The following is a 20,193-nucleotide window of genomic DNA, read 5'->3' as shown; positions in this document are numbered from 1 at the left end:
TATTAAAAAAACAGGATCAATCATGAAGCAACCTGATGAGAAAGGCATAGACGTTGTCATCAAAGTGGCGGCAAGTGGTATCGTCATGTTAAGCCTAGCCCGTGGCTTAAAGCGTACTGGCGCTGATGTCCATCGTTATCGTTAGAGGTCATTATGCGCACAGCCAATTCTTCTGAGCACAGCATCACTGTCACCATCGCGGGCACCCCTGTCATTATTGCACCATTGACGCAGACTGAGACAGCTGCGTCAGCGCTTGGTGCGGTGAATATTGTGGCATCTGGTCCATCTATGCAAGATGTGGATTTTGCCCCATTGCTGCCGCGCCCGACATTTTTTGTCAATGGGAGTATTGGCTTACTTGAGCAGTATGATTTTGCCCAAGTGGCAGGCTACGTGATTACCGATGCGCGCTTTATCACCCACCAGCCTGAGATGATTTGCACACATTATCGCGGACAGCCACTCTATGCCACACAAGCAGTGTATCAAGCCATGGCTAAGCAGATGCCAGAGATTATCGAGCAGTATCATCATGCCATGCGTTTGATTTTTGCTGTAGACAGACCACCGAGTTCGTCTGCGCTGCCGCGTTATCTAAAATGGCTACAAAAAAAGCCCAAACTGGCAGATTATCAGCAACACCGCGCCTTTATTATCGACGCTCGGCATGCTCCGCAAGCCATTGGTGTATCACTCGATGTGACGCAAGGTTTTGTGGAGGCGGGTACCGTCGCATATGCTACTGCCCAGCTAGCATATACGCTTGGCGCATCGAGCATTCATCTGTATGGCATTGATTTGTTGAATAGCACTCAGCCACGTTTTTATGAGAATGAGGACAATCGCGCCCCGTGCAAGTTAGATAAGGCAGTAATGGAGCGTATTGTGCCGTCGTTTCAGCTTTTATGTGCGCGCTATGCCGATAATGGCGTATGTGTTGTGAATCATTCTCCTATTTCAAAACATCTATTTGGTTCATATAATAATCAAACACTGTCATGATAGCCCGTGACTTAAATGCCAGCACTGTGCTTTATCCTTAGTATCAAACAGGAATATGTTAAACCTATGTCTCAGCTTTCTTTATCACAGCGTTTTGCACACTTGTTTACGAGCGAAAAAACACGTCATGCAGATGTGATACTGCAAGAATTTGAAGACAAAACTTTCGAGCAAATGCAGGCCATTACTATTACCCAAGAGATGTGTCAGGCAGAAGCCTTGACTGATAAGCCGCGTACCAAAGCCTTATCTGCTCACTTAGAAAACTTGCGTCATCAGTTTGTTGGCAGCTCTGAATTATGTTTTTATCATGCAGTATTAGTTGTCTTACTGCGTCGTCAATATCAGCCTGAGCATACCTTTGCTGCGTTTGAGTCTTTATGGCAAAGTCAAATAGATTATTTATTGAGCACGCTGTCGTTACGCTGGCTGGTTTCGGCTTGTGATACGTTTGTTGATTACAGTCCTAATCCTATACGCGCCGCATTATTGATGAATGTGCCTACTTTGATTAATACACTCAAAGTGTACGAAACCCAGCGCTATTTATACTCTATAGCACCAAACAGTCCCCTAGGTCTACAACGCACCGAAGCATTGTATCAAAAGCATTTGTCTTTATACGACGGGCTGACGTTATTTCGTATCGGTACAGATGATACCTTAAAAAATATGCGCCAGCGCTATCAAAAACTGCAGCAGCAAGATCCATTTGCAGGTCAAATACTGCTTACCATATTTGATAGGCTGCAATATACAGACAGTGCCTTTGCCACCATGCAACATCTGCATACAGATGACAAGTCTGCATGGTGGCCGACCACGCCCTAGTTTATAGTTTCACCTTTTTATTCTCTTATTATTACTGAGCTCCCGTATGACCTTGATTCCTCAGACACCCAGCTACCAAAGCATGACAGCTACGGACACTTTTTTTGTTTGCTGTTTTTACACCGAAAGCTATCTTGACCATGCCTTATCATTAAAGCAGTCATTAGATGACTTTGGTCTTAACTATGTCTTTAAACAAGTTGAGGACGCAGGCTACTGGGAAGCAAACACTCGTATCAAGCCCCATTTTATTTTGGACTGTTTAGAGAGATTTCCTGATAAAGACGTGCTGTATTTAGATGCAGATGCGATGGTAAAAAAACCATTAGACCATTTTAATACGGTCACAGCCGACGTAGAGTTTTACAAAACCAAAGGCATGGCGGGTATGTCGCACGACTACTTGGCGAGTACGTTGTTTTTCCGCAATACGCCTGCCACCATCGCGTTGGTTCAACAATGGATTGCTGAGCAAGTGAATGGCAAGCGTACTCAAGTTGATCAAGATAGCCTAGATATGGCCATGGAAAAAATGGCAGGTAAGATTGAGGTTGCGCCACTCAGTCCAGGCTATATCAAAATCTTTGATAAAGACTATGCGGGCGAGATTTATATTGAACAGTACCAAGCCAGTCGTGGACAAACCAAACTCAGACGTCAAAATATTCGTAAACGTAATCGAATGGTTGGCGGCATGGTTGTACTCATTGTCATTGTGGCACTAGTACTGGGGCTCTCCTAAACACCTGCTTGAGATACTGGCAGCGGTACAGTGGCAAAACGTAAATAAGCTTTTGCGATATTCTCAGGCAGCACTTCATTATTGAACACCCCTGAAAACTTTTCGGGGGATCGCATTGCTTGCTCCATCTTAGCAGCAATCGCCTCGATATTATTGACAGGCATCAGTTGATGCGCATCAAGAATTTCTCTTGGGCCAGATTGACAGTCTGTACTAATCACGGGGACATCAAGTGCTAGTGCTTCTGAGAGTACCAATGGACACCCTTCTCTGTCTGAGGTAAGTATTTTGCATCTGGCATGTTTAACATAAGGAAAAGCATTCTCGCAAAACCCAAGCATGATAACTTTGTCTTGCAACCCTAGCTGCACTATTAATGATTTGATATCTTTTTCTAGCTTACCTTGACCTGCTAATAATAAAGGTATGTTCTGGCTGGTTTTTGCATAGGCGTTTATTAAAATATCGTGACGCTTTGCCCGTTTAAAACTACCCACATGAATAAGATAGTCTTTGTAATCAGGCACAAAAGCCTCCGCAAGGTGACGAATATGTACTTGGTCAATCGGATTATGAATCGTGGTGACTGATAGGGTTTTTCCGAACAGCGTCACAAAGTCGTCTTTAACGCCATCACTAACACATACACAAGGATGTTTGCTGTACACCTGCTTTAATTTGGCTATCTGTTTGTCACGGTGAGCGCAATTTACAAGGTCATAGTATAGAGATAACGTGCTGTGTATTACATGAATGATATTGGATAGGCGGCTATAACATAAAACATGGTCTGCACGCTCTAAGTTAGAAAGTATGAGTACAGGTGCGCCAATATGTTTTGTGATATATCGGTCAATAGTATTGGCAAATACTCGATAGCGAATCTGTCCTTTTGGTAGCCAGCGATACCCTTGATAGTCAATCAAGTGATATGTCAGGTTATCGGGCAAAGCAAACTCCACTTTAGCATCAAAGCGCAATACATGCACGTCAAAGCCTAACGCCGCAAAAGCGCTACCAATAGTTAAAACGAAACGCTCTGCGCCTGCACCTTGTAGTGAGTTAATAACGAGAACAATAGACTTTGATGAGTTTACTGTAACAGCTGGCATGGCTTCCCTATGATGAATATCAATCCAAATGTAAAATAATCTATAACGTATATTAGCGATTAAACAATCGGGCAAATAATGATTGTGGCTTACCTGAACGAGTCACCTTATTTCCCTTATAGCGTTTATGTGTCTTTTTAGGAAACGCACCAAAGGCAGGGATGCGATAATTATCAAGTGTATAACCAGCCGCTAAAGCTGCTTCATAATAACGATCAAACAGTGCGTCTAATTCAGGACGTGGGTGCGGCATAATAGTGCCATCAAACCAATGCGTAAAGCCTTCTTTTTCTACCCGTGGTAGTGCATAACGATGGCTAAATTGCGTACCCATATCAGAATAATGCAAGATTTTAATGTCTTCAATGGCAAGGTCTTCGCCATCCACACAGTTATAACTGTCTTGGTAAGGCTGCACCAGTTCAGGGTGCGATTTGATGGTATCCATCATCTTTTGATGCGCATCAGGATCAGTGGTGAGTTCAGATAAAGGCAATAGCCACTTTTCAGCAGCCTCACAATCCCAAACGCACGTACATAATCGTGTCATATCAGCGTTGGTTTTAGCCGCCACAATAGCCCCATCATGCATAGGATGCTGCCAAAGCTCAGCTATGTCGGATAAAACAATCACATCGGCATCCATATAGATTGCACGTCCTTGATAACCACAGTATGCAGGTATCGCCCAACGAAAACCTGAAAAAGGCGTGGCCCACTTTCTAGTATTCCAGCCAACCTGTTGTTCAGGATTGGCGTACCATATACTGCTTTCATCGCGCGAGAGCTGCATCCATGTGATGTCAACTGGCAGGCTACTGTGTTTCTTAATGCTATATTCAAGCACCATCATTTGTTCAAGGTCGCAGTTATTGGGATCACAACCCACAAATATCTTTACCACGTCGTTATTCATGATAGATTTCCTAAATTCACTACACGATTATGCCTGTTTATTGTACTGACTATGCCAAACAGTTAATAATCTCTATAATGGGCAGCACTATTGATTATGGTGCGTAGAGTTATGCAGTATAATTTTTTTGCGCAGCTACCATGTGATGAGTGCTTTTATGACTGCCCAACCAACCCCTAGCCATACCCCACGCAAGCCTTACTTGAAGGTCGCTGCTTTTTTGGCCCTATATATTATCGTCTGGTCCATTCTACCCGCCTTTCTAGCCAGCAGTGTGGCGCTCGATGTTAGCGAGGGTATCAACTGGGGCAGCGAATGGCAATGGGGCTACTATAAGCATCCGCCCTTATCTTCATGGGTATTATACAGTTTTTATCAGCTCTTTGGGCATATCGGCCCTTATCTGCTTAGCCAGCTGTGTGTACTGCTTACCCTGCACTTAGTATATCGCTTAGGCAAAACGGTATTTGATCAGGCAACCGCAATACTCGGCAGCGTTCTGACGCTCGCGGTGGTCTATTATGTGTATCCGAGCCTTGAGTTTAATCACAATGTCGCGCAATTTCCGATTTGGGCAGGCTTGTCACTGGTCTTTTATCAAGCCATTACTCGTGAGCGATTAAGTGATTGGCTGTGGCTTGGCGTGCTCGGCGGTTTGGGCATGCTGACCAAGTACAGCGTGGCGTTTTTGTTGATACCGATGGCGCTGTATTTATTATTACCAAGTCAATGGCATCAGCTAAAACGTGTCGGCCCTTGGGCGGCACTGGCGCTGATGGTGGCCTTGTTTGCGCCGCATGTGTATTGGCTGGCGACCCATGACTGGCTGCCCTTTAGTTATGCCAGTGGGCGCTCGCATGATGTTAAGGAAGGTGCAGATTTTTTAAGTCGCCATACCAGCTGGCTTGGTTTCTTCGTAGCGCAGTTGGTGGCGCACATTCCACTATTGGCGCTTTTTCTTATCAATCGTAAGTCATTGTTCACACCCAATGCTTATCGTGGGCAGCTAACCAGCGTCAAGCCAAACATTAAGCTGCTGTGGTATATTTGGGTCGCACCAATGGCGCTACTGGTAGTATTAAGCCTTGTTTTTGGTATTGGTCTGCGCGATATGTGGGGCATGCCGATGTGGGCACTGTCAGGGCTACTGGTTGCCTCTTTTATTAAACCTGAATTTTTTGCTATTGCTAATAGACGTATGCAGCGCGGACTCGTCATTTGGCTAGGTATCGCAACGGCGCTAAGCATGGTCTATGTGGGTGCAGGCGATTATCTGCGCCATAAGCCATCGCGTATGCAGTGGCCTGAGCAAGCCATCGCGGACCACGCCGCCCAGACGTGGCAAAGTTATAGCAGCTGTCCGCTTGACAGCGTGTCGGGTGACCGCTGGCTAGGTGCATTGATTGCGATGAACACTGGCTTTCCTTCACAGATGATTACAGGGCCTGCCAGCCACTCGCCATGGATGACGGCTGAGCGCTTGCGGACGCACGGCACGCTGGTCGTCAAAGAGTCTGATGCCGACATCGAGCTGCCGCTACTCGATAAAGTAGTTAGCGAGGGCGAATTAATTAAGCATCAGGGTCAATGGCAAATTGCGTGGCGCGATGGTGAGATTGCACCGCTTATCATTGATTGGACGCTTTACGTACCAAAAAACTGCCAGACGGCGCAAGATACGCTATGATGGGCAGCATTATTTGTTTTTGTTGTCATAAATTAAGCTGATGGGTGTATTCATGTCCCAACATCGTCCGTATTTGTCCATAATCATGCCTGCATATAATGATGCCGACGCGCTACAGGCGTTTTTGCCTGAAGTGCTGAGCTTTGTAGGTACGTTTAGAGAGGCGCAGCGTGAGTGCGAGATTATCATTGTCGATGATGGTAGCCGCGATGCGCTGGGCGAGGTGGTCACGGCATTGATGCCCACACGTGCCAGCAACACACACATTCGCTTGATTCATTTGTCGCGTAATTTTGGTAAAGAGCCCGCGCTCAGTGCGGGACTCATGCACGCACGTGGCGAGCTGGTGGCGATGTTAGACGCAGATGGACAGCATCCCATAGACGTCTTAGCGCAAATGCTCACCATGGTGCAGCAAACCGATGTGGATATGGTGGCGGCAATCCAAGCCAATCGCCCGAGTGAAAGCCAACTGGCAAAAACCTTAAAACGCAGCTTTTATTTATTTATCCAAGACAGTCAGCGTTATGAAATACGCCCCAATGCAGGCGACTTTCGGGTAATGAACCGCAAGGTGGTCGATGCCTTGTGCGCCCTGCCCGAGCGTCAACGCTTTATGAAAGGGCTGTATGCATGGGTCGGCTTTAATACCGTCTATCTGTCATTTACTGCGCCATCACGTGGCACAGGCGAGAGTAAGTTTAATTACGGCAGCTTGTTTGAGCTGGCACTCGTTGGTATCACGTCGTTTTCACAAAAGCCGCTGCGTCTGATTTCGCGCATTGGCTTTGTGGTCTCGGCACTGTCCTTTTTATACGGCTTATACATCGTTTTTGAGACGCTACTGTTTGGTAATAATGTAGCGGGCTGGGCGACGGTTGCGGCAGGTATTATGTTTTCGACAGGGATTCAGCTGGTGTGTCTTGGCGTGATTGGCGAGTATGTCGGGCGCTTGTATGAAGAGGTTAAGCAGCGCCCCATGTATTTGGTGGATAAGACGGTTGATAGCGATGATTATCCTACCACGAGCACAACCGTCCCGTCGCCTGAGCGCGAACTTGTATAAGCGTTAAGGCACTGCACTGTATGACATCCTCCCATTCTGCCTCGTCACAAGCACTATTTTTCGTTATCGTTGGCGGCGCAGCGGCACTGACCCACTTTATTATGCTGTGGCTGCTCGTCAGTCACTTTGCCATTACCCCTGCATGGGCGAACGTCTGGGCGTTTTTGGTGGCATTCGTGGTCAGTTTTTTGGGTCATTTTTATGTGACCTTTCGCCTACAACATGCACAAACGTCATCAAAGAACACCTTGCTCGCGTCTTTGCTAAAATGGTTTGCCAGTTCGGTCGCAGGCTTTGCCCTTAATCAAGGTTTATTCGTGCTGGGATTACATGTACTGGGCGAGCGCTATTATCTTTTGGTGTGGTTTATTGTCACCGCTTTGGTGACGCTAATGAGCTTTACACTGGGCAAACTGTGGGCATTTAAATCATGACGATACATAACGACACCATGCGCGCTGTGATGATCAATGTCGATGACCTTGGATTGTCTTCGGCGGTCAATGCGGCGGTGATTGAACTTGCCAGCCAGCAGCGCATTAGCGCCACCAGCTATATGGTGGGCGGCTCAATCAAGCAAGCCGATATTGCCGAATTGCAGCGCCAGAATATTGATATCGGTCTGCATTTGGACATGACGGGTATTATTGATTCTCACTTGCGCGCACCGCTAAAAACTGTGCTATTAAACAGCTATTTACGCAAGTTTAAACGCACTGAGCTAGACACGCTGATTCATGCGCAGCTCGATGCCTTTGAGACGCGCTTTGGGCACGCGCCTATCTTTATTGATGGACATCAGCATATTCATCAGCTACCTATCGTGCGGCACAGTCTGCTTGGCGCTCTGCAAAAGCGCTATCAAGACGGCGCACGTATTGACATTGCGGCACGTACCAGTACACCGCTGCTACCCGACTTCAAGTCTTGGATTATCTATTTACTCGGTGGGCAGGCGTGGCACGCGGCGTGTCAAGCTCAAGGAATTAAGACCAACGACCGCTTTGGCGGGGTCTATGGTTTTGATGCGGATATCACGCAGCTGGCGACATTGTGGGACACGTGGCTTGCGCGTGCGCCTGTGATGACTAAAGGTGGCTCAAATGATAATAATACGCCCATGACGCTGATTATGTGTCACCCTGCCGTCGCGCAAGACAACTGGCAGGATGAGATTAAAGCAGCGCGTGAGGTCGAGTATCAATGGCTAACCAATGCTGCATTTGGCGAGATGTTAGCTAAATATCATGTCAAGTTGGTACGTTGGTCGGATGTGCCTACATAATAAAGTAGCAGAAAAATACTCCAATACAAAAAGCCCATCTGCTATACAGATGGGCTTTTTTTTGAAAAACTAAGTCAATGAATAGATATTTAAATCAACCTACCAAGACTAAAGCACTTAAATATCAAATGACAATTCACGGTCGCCATTGGCATCTTTAATACGGGTTGGTAGACCGATTTTGTTTAATAGGTTAATGAACGGACGTGGGTCAAGCTCTTCGACGTTGACCATCTTGCCTGCGTCCCATTCGCCAGTCGCAACCAGCATCGCCGCAGCGACAGGCGGCACACCAGCAGTATATGAGATACCTTGGCTGCCGACTTCATTGTACGCCTCTTTATGGTCAGATACGTTATAAACGAATACTTCCGCGTCTTCGCCGTTTTGCTTGCCTTTTACTTTATCACCAATACAAGTTTTACCTGTGTAGTTTGGCGCAAGCGAGCTTGGGTCTGGTAGAACAGCTTTAACCACTTTTAGTGGTACAACTTCTTGACCTTCTGCCGTCTTAACGGGCTGCTCTGACAGCAGACCCAAATTTTGCAAGACGGTAAAGACATTCATGTAATGCTCACCAAAGCCCATCCAAAAGCGGATGTTTGGCACATCAAGGTTCGCTGATAGTGAATGAATCTCATCGTGCCCGCTCAGATAGCTGTTTTGTACACCAACGACAGGCAAGTCATCGGTACGCTTGACTTCGAACATCTTATTCGACTGCCACTGGCTGTCTTGCCAAGAGTAGACCGTGCCTGTGAACTCGCGAAAGTTAATCTCAGGGTCAAAGTTGGTGGCAAAATATTTGCCGTGGCTGCCCGCATTGATGTCAATGATATCGATGTCGGTCACAGAGCCTTTGTCCATCATGTCATAGCCAATCTTAGCATACGCATTGACCACACCTGGGTCAAAGCCTGCACCCAAAATTGCCGTAACGTTATGAGCAGCGCAGCGCGCTTTACGTTTCCACTCGTAGTTGCCATACCAAGGCGGCGTCTCACAGATTTTGCGTGGGTCTTCGTGAATGGCCGTATCAATATATGCCGCGCCCGTTTCGATACAGGCTTCAAGTACGCTCATGTTCACGAAAGCTGAGCCGACATTAATGACGATGTTCACGCCCGTAGACTCAATCAAATCAATAACGGCTTGGGTATCGAGTGCATCCAGCTGATGCGTTTGTAAGCTGGCAGGCACTTTAAAGCTGCCTTTTTCTGCCACACTTTTGGCAATGGCGTCGCACTTATCTTTGGTACGCGAGGCAATATGTAGGTTGCCCAGCACGTCATTGTTCATCGCACACTTATGGGCGACTACTTGTGCCACACCGCCTGCACCGATAATCAAGACGTCTTTTTTGCTTTGAGCTTTATTCAATGAGAAATCCTCCTTTGTGCTGCTGTTAGTGCCTTAGCGAACGGCGGTTCAAAACAGTAGCGAGTGAATGATATGCGTGAATTAAAAAGGAAGACCAAGGAAAACCCACGCACCCGTCAGGCAGTAATGACCCCATCGCTGCCCGTGGCGATTATAACAAGTTTTTGCGGTATTTCGACAACAATTCGCACATCTTAAACGTATCGCGACTGCTTTTTTTGTCCTTCTAAAACAGCGTCAAAACCCAGTGTAAACAAGCGTTTACTCATTAAGACAAGCTGGCTTTATAATCGTCATAATTGAACTGGCGTTGCACGTCTATACTGCCATCCAAACGGCGGATGACGATAGCGGGCATGTTGACCCCATTGAACCAGTTTTTCTTAACCATGGTATACCCTGCGGCATTTCCAAAGGCAATGGTATCGCCAATATTTAGGGCAGCTGGCAGTGCATACTCGCCAAAAATATCTCCCGCCAAGCACGAGCGCCCATAAATGATGGTCGATTCGCTATTTGCAGCGTCCGCTGTTACAGGTGGCACGCGCAAACCCTCGTCATTGATAGCGTCAATGGGGGCAGCTTCGCGGTAAATCAACAAATCGAGCATGTGTGCTTCAATAGAGGCGTCCACGACAGCTAATGGCTTGTCATTATGCATAGTGTCAAGGACGGTCGTGACCAACGTGCCCGCCCCATGAATGCTTGCCTCGCCTGGCTCAAGATACACTTGTACGCCATAGGTTTCGCTAAAGGTTTTTAGGCGCTCGGCAAGTTTATCGACAGGATAATCAGGAGCGATAAAGTGAATGCCACCACCCAAGCTCACCCACTCAAGCTGCGCTAAAATATCACCAAAGCGGTCTTCGATATCGGTAAGACTGGCACTAAAGGCATCAAAGTCGTCGTTTTCGCAGTTGTTGTGAATCATTACGCCCGTAATGTCATGCAGTACCGCTTCGATACGCACTTTGTCATGTTCGCCTAAACGGCTAAACGGGCGCGCTGGGTCGGCGATGATAAAAGACGAATTACTGGTCTTAGGGTTTAAACGCAAACCGACAGGAATGTTTTGCGCCTTTGCTTCGGCTTTAAAAGCATTTAATTGCGAGATGGAGTTAAAGATAATTTTATCTGAATAGCTCAACACCTCAGCAATCTCATCTTGACTGTAAGCAACGCTGTAGGCGTGCGTTTCTTTGCCCTCGTGTTTGCCAAACATCTCGCGACCCAAGCGCACTTCGTTTAATGAAGATGACGTCGTGCCGTGCATATAAGGGGCCATCGCGTCAAACACGCCCCATGTGGCAAAGCATTTTAGCGCGAGCAATGCCTTGGCGCCTGACTGCTCACACAGACGATGAATGATTTGCAAATTGGCTACGATGGCACTTTCATCGAGCAAATAATACGGCGTAGGCACGGATAGTGGCGTCTTGGTGTGGTCAGTCGTCATAATCTCTTCCATCAGGTTACATCATTATCACAAAGCGGTAGCCAAGTCGCAGCACAGCGTTATGACAGGTTTCAAGATTTTGGCTATAGTAGTACAAACCTATGGTAATTAGAATAGGGTGCGCCCTTATTCTAGGCATCATTAAATAAAAAAGGCTAAATAAAAACACAATATTAAGAATATAAAACTAAGGACAACCAAGATGACCCCTTTACCTGAATATGCGCTTTTTTTGGACAATATTGAAGTGCAAGAAGCGCACCCTGACGCCCGCGCTGTACTCAAGTTTTGGTTTGATCCCGCACATCATGACTACTGGTTTGCCAAAAATGATGACTTTGACCAAAAAATTGCAGACAATTTTAGCGCATTGTGGCGCGCCGCTTGCCAAGGTGAATGTGCCCATTGGCGCAGACACTGCGAGCACAACGCGCTGGCAAATCTAGCAGGACGCTTGGCAGAGATTATTGTCATTGACCAGTTTTCGCGCAATTTGTGCCGCAATGATGGTAAGGCTTTTGCTCATGACCCTATGGCGCTGGTATTGACACAAGAGGCACTACCCCAAGCAGGTTATGAGATGCTGCCAACCGAGTGGCAGCAGTTTTTAATCATGCCAATTATGCATTCTGAGTCGGCTTATATTCATGCTCATTATTTTCATTACTTTACATCTTTAAATGATGAGGTGGTGCTCGATTTTGCCAAGCAGCATAAGGCGATTATTGATGAATTTGGGCGTTATCCGCATCGCAATGAAGCGCTCGGACGCCAGTCTACCGAGGCGGAAGCAGCTTTCTTAAAACAGCCCGATTCGTCCTTTTAAAATGACACTCATGAGCCGACAGTCATTGTCGTTTACACGTTAAGCTCTATTTGAAATGATTAGCCGCTTTGGGGCATTCAATGCTATATTGATGCCCCTTTGGTGGTTTATAGTCACACTTTAAACCCATCTGTTTTTTATTGCATCACCGCACACCACTGCTATGGAGGCTGATTTGTCGCTATCCCCTCAACCAAACGCCGCACCCGCCTCGATTAATAGCAACAGCTTAATACTCTCTGAGGTGTTGACCGATACCAACATTCCTTGGCAGATTCATAATTGCAAAATTCAGCAGCATATCGTGACCCGTGAGCAGCCATTGCCGTTTTTGTATCACTATGATAGCTTGAGTGACGCGCTCAAAGAAACGCTGCCGCTAACGCCAGCACTATTGGCAAAGTTTGATACGCCTATGCTGCCCGCTGAGGCCGCCGCATTGCTTGGTATTGATACGGCACTGATTGTCGCGCCGTGGCATGTCAAAATCAGTGGCACTTTGGTGGTATTTAGCGAATCACTACAACTTGCTTGCCGCTTAAATTTTAGCAATACCATTAAAGAGACGCAGCCTATTTATACCAAAGACGCCGAAGAAGCGGTGGTGCTGGCATTTAAAGAATGGCAGTTTTTGGGGCGTGTCGATGTCTTGTATAAAAAAGAAGCGGCGCTTATCAGCATTGATGATAGCGAGCTTGCCGCACCGATTACCATTGCACCGACGACGGCTTATCAGCAGCTACCCGCCGCGCACGCTATCAGTTTGATTGCGGCACTCGAAGCAGACAAAGCGCAGTTGCCGTGGTTTGAGGCGGCAATTTTGGCGCGTATTCAATAGGGCGTGTTGAACATTCGACCATGGCACTGACAGCGACTATTTTTTAGGTGATTCGAGGTTAAAAATAATAAGCTTAGTCATTCTAAGCGCTTATTTTTAACGATGAAGCGGCAAAAAAGAGTCCTGTCCCCTACTTTTATCGTTGGGGCTGATGCTAAAATTGCCCCATACTGCGTTACAAATCTCGCTAAGGCATCTGCATTATCGTCGCTTTGTGCCTTGTCTGGAACAATTTTAGCGATCAGCAGTGCCTATTTGCGAATGTTCAACACGCCCTAGTATCCGCACGTATGCACAATATTTGTTGTTATCATAATTAACTTTCATCATTCATTGATAGTGATTTTGCTCGTTGCATGGCATCATTTAGGGTTTCGCAATGACAATTTCACACTACCGCCTATTTAAGGAAGCTTGTATGGACTATCGCTCAAAAACCTCTACCGCGGGTCGTAATATGGCAGGTGCACGAGCGCTATGGCGCGCGACTGGCATGAAAGACGGCGACTTTGAAAAGCCAATCATCGCCATCGCCAACTCATTTACCCAGTTTGTACCAGGTCACGTGCATCTAAAAGACTTAGGCCAACTGGTCGCACGCGAAATTGAAGCCGCTGGCGGTGTGGCAAAAGAGTTCAATACCATTGCGGTCGATGACGGTATTGCGATGGGTCACAGCGGTATGCTGTACTCTTTACCGAGCCGTGATTTGATTGCCGATTCGGTCGAATACATGGTCAATGCACACTGCGCCGATGCACTCGTTTGTATCTCAAACTGTGACAAAATTACCCCAGGTATGCTGATGGCTGCAATGCGCCTAAACATACCAACGGTATTCGTCTCAGGCGGTCCGATGGAAGCAGGCAAAGTCATCGCCAGCACCGTGGGTAAAAGCCACAACAACGAAGACAGCGCAGGCAGCACCATCCGTAAGCTGGACTTGGTCGATGCGATGATGGATGCGGCGGACGACAGCATCAGTGATGAAGATGTGGCAGCGATTGAAGTCTCGGCATGCCCAACCTGCGGCTCATGCTCTGGCATGTTTACGGCAAACTCAATGAACTGCTTGACCGAAGCGTTGGGTCTGTCACTACCCGGTAATGGCTCGCTACTGGCTACCCATGCGCTGCGCCGCGAACTGTTCTTAGAAGCAGGTCGCACCATCGTATCTTTGGCAAAACGCCGCTACGAAGGCGATGATGACTCAGTCTTGCCACGCAATATCGCCACCAAAGCGGCCTTTGAAAACGCCATGAGCCTTGATATTGCGATGGGCGGCTCGACCAACACCATCTTGCATTTGCTTGCTGCGGCTAACGAAGCCGAAGTTGATTTTAAAATGGCAGACATCGACCGTCTCAGCCGCCGCGTCCCTTGTCTATCAAAAGTTGCACCTGCCACGCAAAAATATCATATGGAAGACGTGCACCGCGCAGGCGGCGTGATGGCGCTGCTCGCTGAATTAAACCGCGCCAATTTGCTTAACACTTCAGTAAATACCATCCACAGTGACACCATGCAAGCAGCGCTCGAAAAATGGGACATCATAAACCCTGACAACACCGATGCGCGCGCCCTATACATCGCCGCACCGGGTGGCGTACGTACCACTGAAGCCTTTTCGCAAGACAAAGAATGGCCGAACCTTGACGTCAACCGTGAGTCAGGCTGTATCCGTAGCGCTGATAATGCCTACTCTACCGATGGCGGCCTAGCAGTGCTTTATGGCAATATCGCTGAGCGTGGCTGCGTGGTGAAGACCGCTGGCGTGGATGAGAGCATTTTGACCTTTACAGGTCGCGCGCGTATCTTTGAATCACAAGACGCTGCCGTTGCCTCTATCCTAGATGACCAAATCGTCGCAGGTGATGTGGTAATCATCCGTTATGAAGGGCCAAAAGGTGGCCCAGGTATGCAAGAGATGCTCTACCCAACCACTTATCTTAAATCAAAAGGTTTGGGCAAAGCCTGTGCGCTATTGACGGACGGTCGTTTCTCAGGCGGCACTTCTGGTCTATCTATCGGTCATGCCAGCCCAGAAGCGGCTGAAGGCGGCGCGATTGGCTTGGTAGAAGAAGGCGACACCATCCACATCGATATCCCGAACCGTACCATCAATATCGACATCAGTGATGCTGAGCTTGCTGCGCGCCGCGAAGACATGGAGAGCCGTGGTAGCGATGCATGGAAGCCTGTGTCACGTAACCGTGTGGTCTCGCCTGCCTTACGTGCGTATGCCGCAATGACGACCAGCGCCGATACAGGTGCTGTACGTGATGTCAGTCAAGTCGAGCGTTAATCGCGCTAAGAACTCAAACGCCTTGCAAATAAATAAAAGTCAGCCTCGCGCTGGCTTTTTTTTCACCAAAACACAACGCGTAAGCGGCGGTGATAACGATTTTTTGCATATTCACAGTCATTTTGTTGTCATGATAGTACTTTGTTGTAGACCCTTTTCTATGGCTTCTTTTTCTTAGCCAGCCTTTATGATTCTCATAGCGCGCTACTGACGACGATGATTTACTATGATTGAAAACTATAACGTCTTCTTATTAATTTGTGGCATTGCCTTTTTATTCGGGGCCTTGTTTCCTATATTTTTTAGGCGCTGGCCTGTCTCCTTGCCTATGCTACAGGTGACTTTTGGCATCATCATGGGCTACTGGTGGACAAGTTTGACGTTTTTAGACCCCATCGATAATGGCATTATTATTGAAAAGCTGACCGAAATTGTGGTGCTGGTATCGCTGGTTGGTGCAGGAATCAAGATTGATACGCCACTAAAATGGCACAATTGGCGCACCACCACGCGCTTGTTATTAATTACCATGCCCATTGGTATTTTTGCCATGGCATTTTTGGGTTATTACGCTTTTGGTTTGACGATGAGCGCGGCAATTTTGCTTGGTGCGGTACTCGCGCCCACAGACCCTGTACTGGCTTCTAGTATTCAAGTCGGTCCACCCAATACAGGTACAGAGGACACTACGCGCTTTAGCTTAACCTCGGAGGCAGGTTTAAACGATGGTTTAGCTTTTCCCTTTGTTTATTTAGCCATCAAAATGGCAGAGGCGCACAGCGAAGACAAGCGCTTTGACAGCGAGATGCTTTGGTCATGGTTTACCCATGACGTGCTGTGGAAAATCGCTGCAGGTGTTGTAGCAGGGGTACTGGTCGGCAAGCTACTGGCAAAAATTGTCTTTTCCAAATATACCCGCGATACGACGCTGTCCCAAGGCTATGTCATCATTGCCTTAACCTTAATGGCCTATGGATTGGCGGAATATATTGATAGCTATGGCTTTATTGCTGTGTTTGTCGCCGCGTTTGCCTTTCGCCGTTCTGAGTGTGAGCATGAGTACCACAAGCAGCTGCACGACTTTGCCGAGCAATCTGAGGGCTTACTCATGTCGCTGGTGTTAGTGACCTTTGGTATTTTTATTGGTCAAGGACTCGAGTCAGGTGTCGAGCTAACGTGGCGGGTTTATGTTGTGAGCTTTATTTTCTTATTATTGATACGTCCGATTGGCGGGCTGATTGCGCTTACGGGGCTCGATATGCACCGTAATGAGAAATATGCCATCTCGGTGCTTGGTATTCGCGGTATCGGTACGCTGTATTACCTGTCATACGCGCTCAATCAAGGCTACTTTGCCGAAGATGATGCTATCAAATTGTGGGTGGTCTGCTCCATCGTCATTTTAGCTTCGATTTTTATGCACGGGTTAAGCGCGCCTAGATTGTTAAAAATGACGCCAAAACCAAAAACGCCTCATAGATAATGAGGCGTTTTTCTATACTGTTTTAGACAATAAACAGCGAGCGATTTATTGAATCATCTCGGCAGATGGCATCTTATCTAGTGCTAACAACAACGCTTCGGTCAATGCAAACTGACGTATGTCGTTGAGCATCGTGGCATCAAAGTTGTGCACAAACGCAAAGGCCAGCTGACGTGCAGGCTCGCACCACGCTACCGAACCATTATAGCCCATGTGCCCAAAGCGCACTGACTGTGAGCTGTCATCAGACTCAAAGGAGCAGCAATGAAAAATATCATGATAGCCATAGCGCCATGCCATTTTTGCCGGCATGATGGCGTCATAACCTGTCACCAAAGAATGTGAAAACTGCTCGACAATCGCACTGTCAATCAGTGTTTTTCCTTGCCATACCCCACCGCAGGCAATCATCGCATACATCGTCGCGAGCGCGCGCGCAGACGCCACGCCATTAGCCGCAGGGATGATGGCCTGTAAAGTCTTGGCTTTGCGGTATTCAATCGGCTCTTGCCCTGCAGGAATCAGCGCCGCTTTATAATTCTTTAAATTAAGACGAGCATGGTCGAAATACAGCTTATTGATTTGCCCTGCATTAAGTAACGTGTCGTCTTGCTCTGCCAAATACTGCCAGCAGCGGTAACTGGGCAGATTTGCATAGGTTTGTAAGGTTGTTTCAGACTCAGTCTTTAGAACAGGCTTTCGGCGACGTTTAATAGGGTGCTCAGCGTCATTCACAGGCGTATCAGACGTATTAAAATCTTGTACCAATTGCGCCACGTCATCTAAACGCTCATTTGGTACGCCAAAATAGCAACTGTCAGCAATACCCAGCGGCTCGGTCAAATAATGGCGCAGTGCCTCAGCAAAGCGCATCTTGGTTACGGCTTCAATGACGCCGCCCAGTAGCCAGCCAGACACCAGCGCACTGTACGCACTGTCGTACTCTTCTGCCTTGTGCGGTGCGCTTGGGGTCATGTCAGCGACCTTTGCCAACATCACGTCCCAATCGAGCAGTACATCATTGTCAGTTTCAAGTGTGGTGATGGCGAATAAATCGGCTTGATGAGAGAGTACCATACGCAAGGTGATGGCGTCTTTGTCATGTGCACCAAACGCAGGCCAATAAGTCGCAATCGGTGTGTCGTAGTCGAGCAAATCATTTGATGCCAATACATGAATAAGCGTGGCAACCACTGCCTTACCTGTCGAAAAATTTAACGACAAGGTGTCTGGCTGCCATGCTTTGTCTTGACGCGCCATGCCAACACTGGCCTCAGCGATACATTGGCCTGCTTGATATACCACAAGCGCGCCGCCTGCTGGTGCATCATCGAGTTGCAGTTGGTTTAGTATCTGCTGTAAATGCGCTTGTAATCCTTGATCAATAGATGCTATCTCTTGCGGCATATGTTCCTCACTATGGCCCATCCTTTGTCATGCCGTCCTATAGCTGCAAAGATTAGCAGTACGACGACGCGCTTCCTGTGCTAAACAAAAATAATGTCAACGCGGTACAAGCAAGCGCTGATGTACCACATCTTGTAACCTTGTTAGACCGTGCTGCTGCCCACGCTCAAGCGCCGTATCCATTTTACGACCACGTAGCCAGCCTGCGCGTAGTGCAATCGCTGCCCCCACGCGGTTACCAGATTTGCAATGTATGACCATTTTTTTGCCATGATACTGGCGCAAAATTTTATCAAACTCTAGTATCACCAGTTGTTTTAAATCATGCTCGCCGCTAATAGGCAAACTGGCATACGCCATGCCAGCTTGAGTGACTGCGCTTGCTTCATCAAAACTCAGCTCCTCCTCTGGCTGTAGATTAATGACCAACTCAACACCCGCGTCAGCCAGCGCCTGCACTTTATCTTCATCAAGCGCGCCGCAAACGATGGTTTGCTCAGTAGGACGATAATAAGGCGTGAGCACCTCGGAGAGTACCACGCCATTGTCATTATTGTTGTTCGTAGTGTCGTTGTCTTGCATAACGCTTCCTATCGTCAAGAATCTATCTAAGGCACACCCCTATCAATGATATGCCCTACATCGCTTTGATATGTCACTTATTCGGCGGCGTCTGTATTTTGTGCTTCATGCGTGATATGACCGATCAGATGTGGGCGGTCGTTCTTGGCACTGTACAGTCCAAAGTTGGCACAAAATTGCTCAGAGGCGTTGTGTTTATCGTCTGCGGGCGCGATAGGCTCAGCAATCATTTCGACTTCTGAAGGTAAAAAGATGGGCAATTTAAAAGACACATCGACGCGGCAAGCTTCAGGCAATTCGCCAATCAGCGCTAAGCACTTGGCTTTAGACCACATGCCATGAGCGATGGCTTTTGGAAAGCCAAAAGCGCGGGCAGATAAAGGATGCAAATGAATCAAGTTAAAATCTCCTGACACAAAGGCATAACGACGACCAATATCCTCTGGCACTTCAAAGACTTGGTGCACACCTTTATCCATGACTTCAAGCTTGCCATGTTTTGTACGAGGTTTGCTCTTATCGCCTGCGCTACGCTCAGGATTTTTGCCGCGAGCCAGATACGTGGATTTGCCTTCCCAAATGACTTCATCATGCGAGCTGACCGTCGTAATAAAATCAAATTGCTGCCCTTGCGTATGGTCACGCAGATTGGCAAATTTGACTGCCATATCGACCGTCTCACGCTCTCCGATACTGCGGTACTGGGTCACGCTATTGTCAATATGTACCAAGCCGAGCATAGTAAACGGAAATGGTTCTTTGACCATCATGTTCATTTGTAGTGCCTGTGACAGCACAGCAAAATAGGTAATTGGCACTTTACCATCATTGGTAAAGCCACAAATCTTACGGTAGTCGTCGAGATTGCTCTGATCCATGTGCAGGTTGTCCACATAATAGGTCGCACTTGGTAGCTCATCTTTGCCGACCTTTGGGTTATCACCAATAGGCAACAAGCTTTTGACGATATTGGCATATGTGGTGTGCACTTTTGGCAGGGCGTCATAGTGTTTGTCTGACATAAATCATTCCTAAATAAGGCTGGGCAAGTAAGCAAAGTGCCATCATGTGGCAATCGTATCAATGCACCCTTATCTGGCATCATGCTGGATAACAGCGCATCATTGTATTTGTTAAATCATTGTCGTGGCGGCGGCACTGGCATACCACATGGCAGCAGCTTGTGCATAACAAGCCACTTATCCTAAAAGTCGTTCAAAAATCGCATGAATACGCAGTCGTATGTATCACGGATAGAGCAGATATCTTTTG

Annotated in this window: 19 protein-coding genes; 12 read left to right on the top strand and 7 right to left on the bottom strand. The window is 47.4% G+C overall.

Annotated features, from left to right (window positions below; genetic code table 11):
* Nucleotides 1-22: 22 nt before the first annotated feature.
* The 4 genes from JIE71_RS12505 (at nt 23) to JIE71_RS07815 (ending at nt 2,578) form a co-directional block, all read left to right on the top strand.
* Nucleotides 23-145, top strand: coding sequence for a hypothetical protein (locus JIE71_RS12505; protein ID WP_266095954.1), 123 nt, complete (start codon nt 23-25; stop codon nt 143-145).
* Nucleotides 146-153: 8 nt separating this feature from the next.
* Entirely contained in the window at nt 154-1,005 is an 852-nt protein-coding gene (locus JIE71_RS07825) for a hypothetical protein (protein WP_199508174.1), read from the top strand.
* Between the two features lie 66 nt (nt 1,006-1,071).
* Entirely contained in the window at nt 1,072-1,836 is a 765-nt protein-coding gene (locus JIE71_RS07820; protein WP_199508173.1) for a hypothetical protein, read from the top strand.
* A gap of 46 nt (nt 1,837-1,882) precedes the next feature.
* Entirely contained in the window at nt 1,883-2,578 is a 696-nt protein-coding gene (locus JIE71_RS07815) for a putative nucleotide-diphospho-sugar transferase (protein WP_199508172.1), read from the top strand.
* On the opposite strand, the gene JIE71_RS07810 is transcribed toward JIE71_RS07815, so the two are convergent.
* Nucleotides 2,575-3,765, bottom strand: a complete 1,191-nt coding sequence (locus JIE71_RS07810) for a glycosyltransferase (RefSeq protein ID WP_228284589.1) — start codon at nt 3,763-3,765, stop codon at nt 2,575-2,577. The two genes, JIE71_RS07815 and JIE71_RS07810, sit on opposite strands and share 4 nt — an antisense overlap.
* The gene (locus tag JIE71_RS07805) at nt 3,743-4,606 is read right to left on the bottom strand and encodes a glycosyltransferase (protein ID WP_199508171.1); all 864 of its coding nucleotides are present in this window, start codon (nt 4,604-4,606) and stop codon (nt 3,743-3,745) included. Before JIE71_RS07805 ends, JIE71_RS07810 begins: the two co-directional genes overlap by 23 nt.
* A gap of 157 nt (nt 4,607-4,763) precedes the next feature.
* Here JIE71_RS07805 and JIE71_RS07800 point away from each other — a divergent pair, with 157 nt between their 5' ends.
* From JIE71_RS07800 to JIE71_RS07785, 4 genes are read left to right on the top strand one after another with little or no spacing between them, the layout of a single operon-like run.
* A complete protein-coding gene (locus JIE71_RS07800) occupies nt 4,764-6,293 on the top strand; it encodes a glycosyltransferase family 39 protein (protein ID WP_199508170.1) in 1,530 nt (509 codons plus the stop codon).
* Between the two features lie 52 nt (nt 6,294-6,345).
* Complete coding sequence (locus JIE71_RS07795) at nt 6,346-7,359, top strand: glycosyltransferase family 2 protein (RefSeq protein WP_199508169.1); 1,014 nt, start codon at nt 6,346-6,348, stop codon at nt 7,357-7,359.
* A 20-nt stretch (nt 7,360-7,379) separates the two neighbouring features.
* Nucleotides 7,380-7,793: a GtrA family protein gene (locus JIE71_RS07790; RefSeq protein ID WP_199508168.1), complete on the top strand. Its 414-nt coding sequence runs from the start codon at nt 7,380-7,382 to the stop codon at nt 7,791-7,793.
* The gene (locus tag JIE71_RS07785; protein WP_199508167.1) at nt 7,790-8,644 is read left to right on the top strand and encodes a ChbG/HpnK family deacetylase; all 855 of its coding nucleotides are present in this window, start codon (nt 7,790-7,792) and stop codon (nt 8,642-8,644) included. Before JIE71_RS07790 ends, JIE71_RS07785 begins: the two co-directional genes overlap by 4 nt.
* Before the next feature lie 117 nt (nt 8,645-8,761).
* Here the strand turns inward: JIE71_RS07785 and JIE71_RS07780 are convergent, their stop codons facing one another.
* Entirely contained in the window at nt 8,762-10,024 is a 1,263-nt protein-coding gene (locus tag JIE71_RS07780) for a saccharopine dehydrogenase family protein (protein WP_199508166.1), read from the bottom strand.
* 268 nt (nt 10,025-10,292) lie between these two features.
* Nucleotides 10,293-11,480: a carboxynorspermidine decarboxylase gene (locus JIE71_RS07775; protein WP_199508165.1), complete on the bottom strand. Its 1,188-nt coding sequence runs from the start codon at nt 11,478-11,480 to the stop codon at nt 10,293-10,295.
* 202 nt (nt 11,481-11,682) lie between these two features.
* On the opposite strand from JIE71_RS07775, the gene JIE71_RS07770 reads away from it, so the two are divergent.
* The 4 genes from JIE71_RS07770 to JIE71_RS07755 all read left to right on the top strand — a co-directional run bounded on the left by JIE71_RS07770 (nt 11,683) and on the right by JIE71_RS07755 (nt 16,932).
* Nucleotides 11,683-12,306, top strand: coding sequence for a DUF924 family protein (locus tag JIE71_RS07770; protein WP_199508164.1), 624 nt, complete (start codon nt 11,683-11,685; stop codon nt 12,304-12,306).
* Between the two features lie 175 nt (nt 12,307-12,481).
* Nucleotides 12,482-13,144 carry a hypothetical protein gene (locus JIE71_RS07765; RefSeq protein WP_199508163.1) on the top strand — a complete coding sequence of 221 codons (663 nt, stop codon included), beginning with the start codon at nt 12,482-12,484 and terminating at the stop codon, nt 13,142-13,144.
* A 418-nt stretch (nt 13,145-13,562) separates the two neighbouring features.
* Nucleotides 13,563-15,449, top strand: a complete 1,887-nt coding sequence (gene ilvD, locus JIE71_RS07760) for a dihydroxy-acid dehydratase (RefSeq protein WP_199508162.1) — start codon at nt 13,563-13,565, stop codon at nt 15,447-15,449.
* Between the two features lie 226 nt (nt 15,450-15,675).
* On the top strand, nt 15,676-16,932 hold the full coding sequence (locus tag JIE71_RS07755) for a cation:proton antiporter (protein WP_199508161.1): 1,257 nt from the start codon (nt 15,676-15,678) through the stop codon (nt 16,930-16,932).
* Between the two features lie 45 nt (nt 16,933-16,977).
* Here JIE71_RS07755 and JIE71_RS07750 read toward each other — a convergent pair whose 3' ends face one another.
* The 3 genes from JIE71_RS07750 to JIE71_RS07740 form a co-directional block, all read right to left on the bottom strand.
* Nucleotides 16,978-18,339, bottom strand: a complete 1,362-nt coding sequence (locus JIE71_RS07750; protein WP_228284588.1) for a serine hydrolase domain-containing protein — start codon at nt 18,337-18,339, stop codon at nt 16,978-16,980.
* A gap of 96 nt (nt 18,340-18,435) precedes the next feature.
* On the bottom strand, nt 18,436-18,921 hold the full coding sequence (locus JIE71_RS07745) for a beta-lactamase hydrolase domain-containing protein (RefSeq protein ID WP_199508159.1): 486 nt from the start codon (nt 18,919-18,921) through the stop codon (nt 18,436-18,438).
* A gap of 77 nt (nt 18,922-18,998) precedes the next feature.
* The gene (locus JIE71_RS07740) at nt 18,999-19,943 is read right to left on the bottom strand and encodes a MaoC family dehydratase (RefSeq protein WP_199508158.1); all 945 of its coding nucleotides are present in this window, start codon (nt 19,941-19,943) and stop codon (nt 18,999-19,001) included.
* Nucleotides 19,944-20,193 lie beyond the last annotated feature (250 nt).

The organism is Psychrobacter sp. bablab_jr014, from assembly GCF_016464015.1.
GTDB lineage: Bacteria > Pseudomonadota > Gammaproteobacteria > Pseudomonadales > Moraxellaceae > Psychrobacter.
This window is presented reverse-complemented; position numbering and strand designations above follow the sequence as displayed.

What these genes read in the sequence shown, in the direction of transcription:
- JIE71_RS07775 (WP_199508165.1), bottom strand. Translation starts at nt 11,480, where the DNA reads ATGACGACTGACCACACCAAGACGCCACTATCCGTGCCTACGCCGTAT.
- JIE71_RS07805 (WP_199508171.1), bottom strand. Translation starts at nt 4,606, where the DNA reads ATGAATAACGACGTGGTAAAGATATTTGTGGGTTGTGATCCCAATAAC.
- JIE71_RS12505 (WP_266095954.1), top strand. Translation starts at nt 23, where the DNA reads ATGAAGCAACCTGATGAGAAAGGCATAGACGTTGTCATCAAAGTGGCG.
- JIE71_RS07790 (WP_199508168.1), top strand. Translation starts at nt 7,380, where the DNA reads ATGACATCCTCCCATTCTGCCTCGTCACAAGCACTATTTTTCGTTATC.
- JIE71_RS07800 (WP_199508170.1), top strand. Translation starts at nt 4,764, where the DNA reads ATGACTGCCCAACCAACCCCTAGCCATACCCCACGCAAGCCTTACTTG.
- JIE71_RS07755 (WP_199508161.1), top strand. Translation starts at nt 15,676, where the DNA reads ATGATTGAAAACTATAACGTCTTCTTATTAATTTGTGGCATTGCCTTT.
- ilvD (WP_199508162.1), top strand. Translation starts at nt 13,563, where the DNA reads ATGGACTATCGCTCAAAAACCTCTACCGCGGGTCGTAATATGGCAGGT.
- JIE71_RS07815 (WP_199508172.1), top strand. Translation starts at nt 1,883, where the DNA reads ATGACCTTGATTCCTCAGACACCCAGCTACCAAAGCATGACAGCTACG.
- JIE71_RS07785 (WP_199508167.1), top strand. Translation starts at nt 7,790, where the DNA reads ATGACGATACATAACGACACCATGCGCGCTGTGATGATCAATGTCGAT.
- JIE71_RS07750 (WP_228284588.1), bottom strand. Translation starts at nt 18,339, where the DNA reads ATGCCGCAAGAGATAGCATCTATTGATCAAGGATTACAAGCGCATTTA.
- JIE71_RS07820 (WP_199508173.1), top strand. Translation starts at nt 1,072, where the DNA reads ATGTCTCAGCTTTCTTTATCACAGCGTTTTGCACACTTGTTTACGAGC.
- JIE71_RS07740 (WP_199508158.1), bottom strand. Translation starts at nt 19,943, where the DNA reads ATGTCAGACAAACACTATGACGCCCTGCCAAAAGTGCACACCACATAT.
- JIE71_RS07770 (WP_199508164.1), top strand. Translation starts at nt 11,683, where the DNA reads ATGACCCCTTTACCTGAATATGCGCTTTTTTTGGACAATATTGAAGTG.
- JIE71_RS07825 (WP_199508174.1), top strand. Translation starts at nt 154, where the DNA reads ATGCGCACAGCCAATTCTTCTGAGCACAGCATCACTGTCACCATCGCG.
- JIE71_RS07745 (WP_199508159.1), bottom strand. Translation starts at nt 18,921, where the DNA reads ATGCAAGACAACGACACTACGAACAACAATAATGACAATGGCGTGGTA.
- JIE71_RS07795 (WP_199508169.1), top strand. Translation starts at nt 6,346, where the DNA reads ATGTCCCAACATCGTCCGTATTTGTCCATAATCATGCCTGCATATAAT.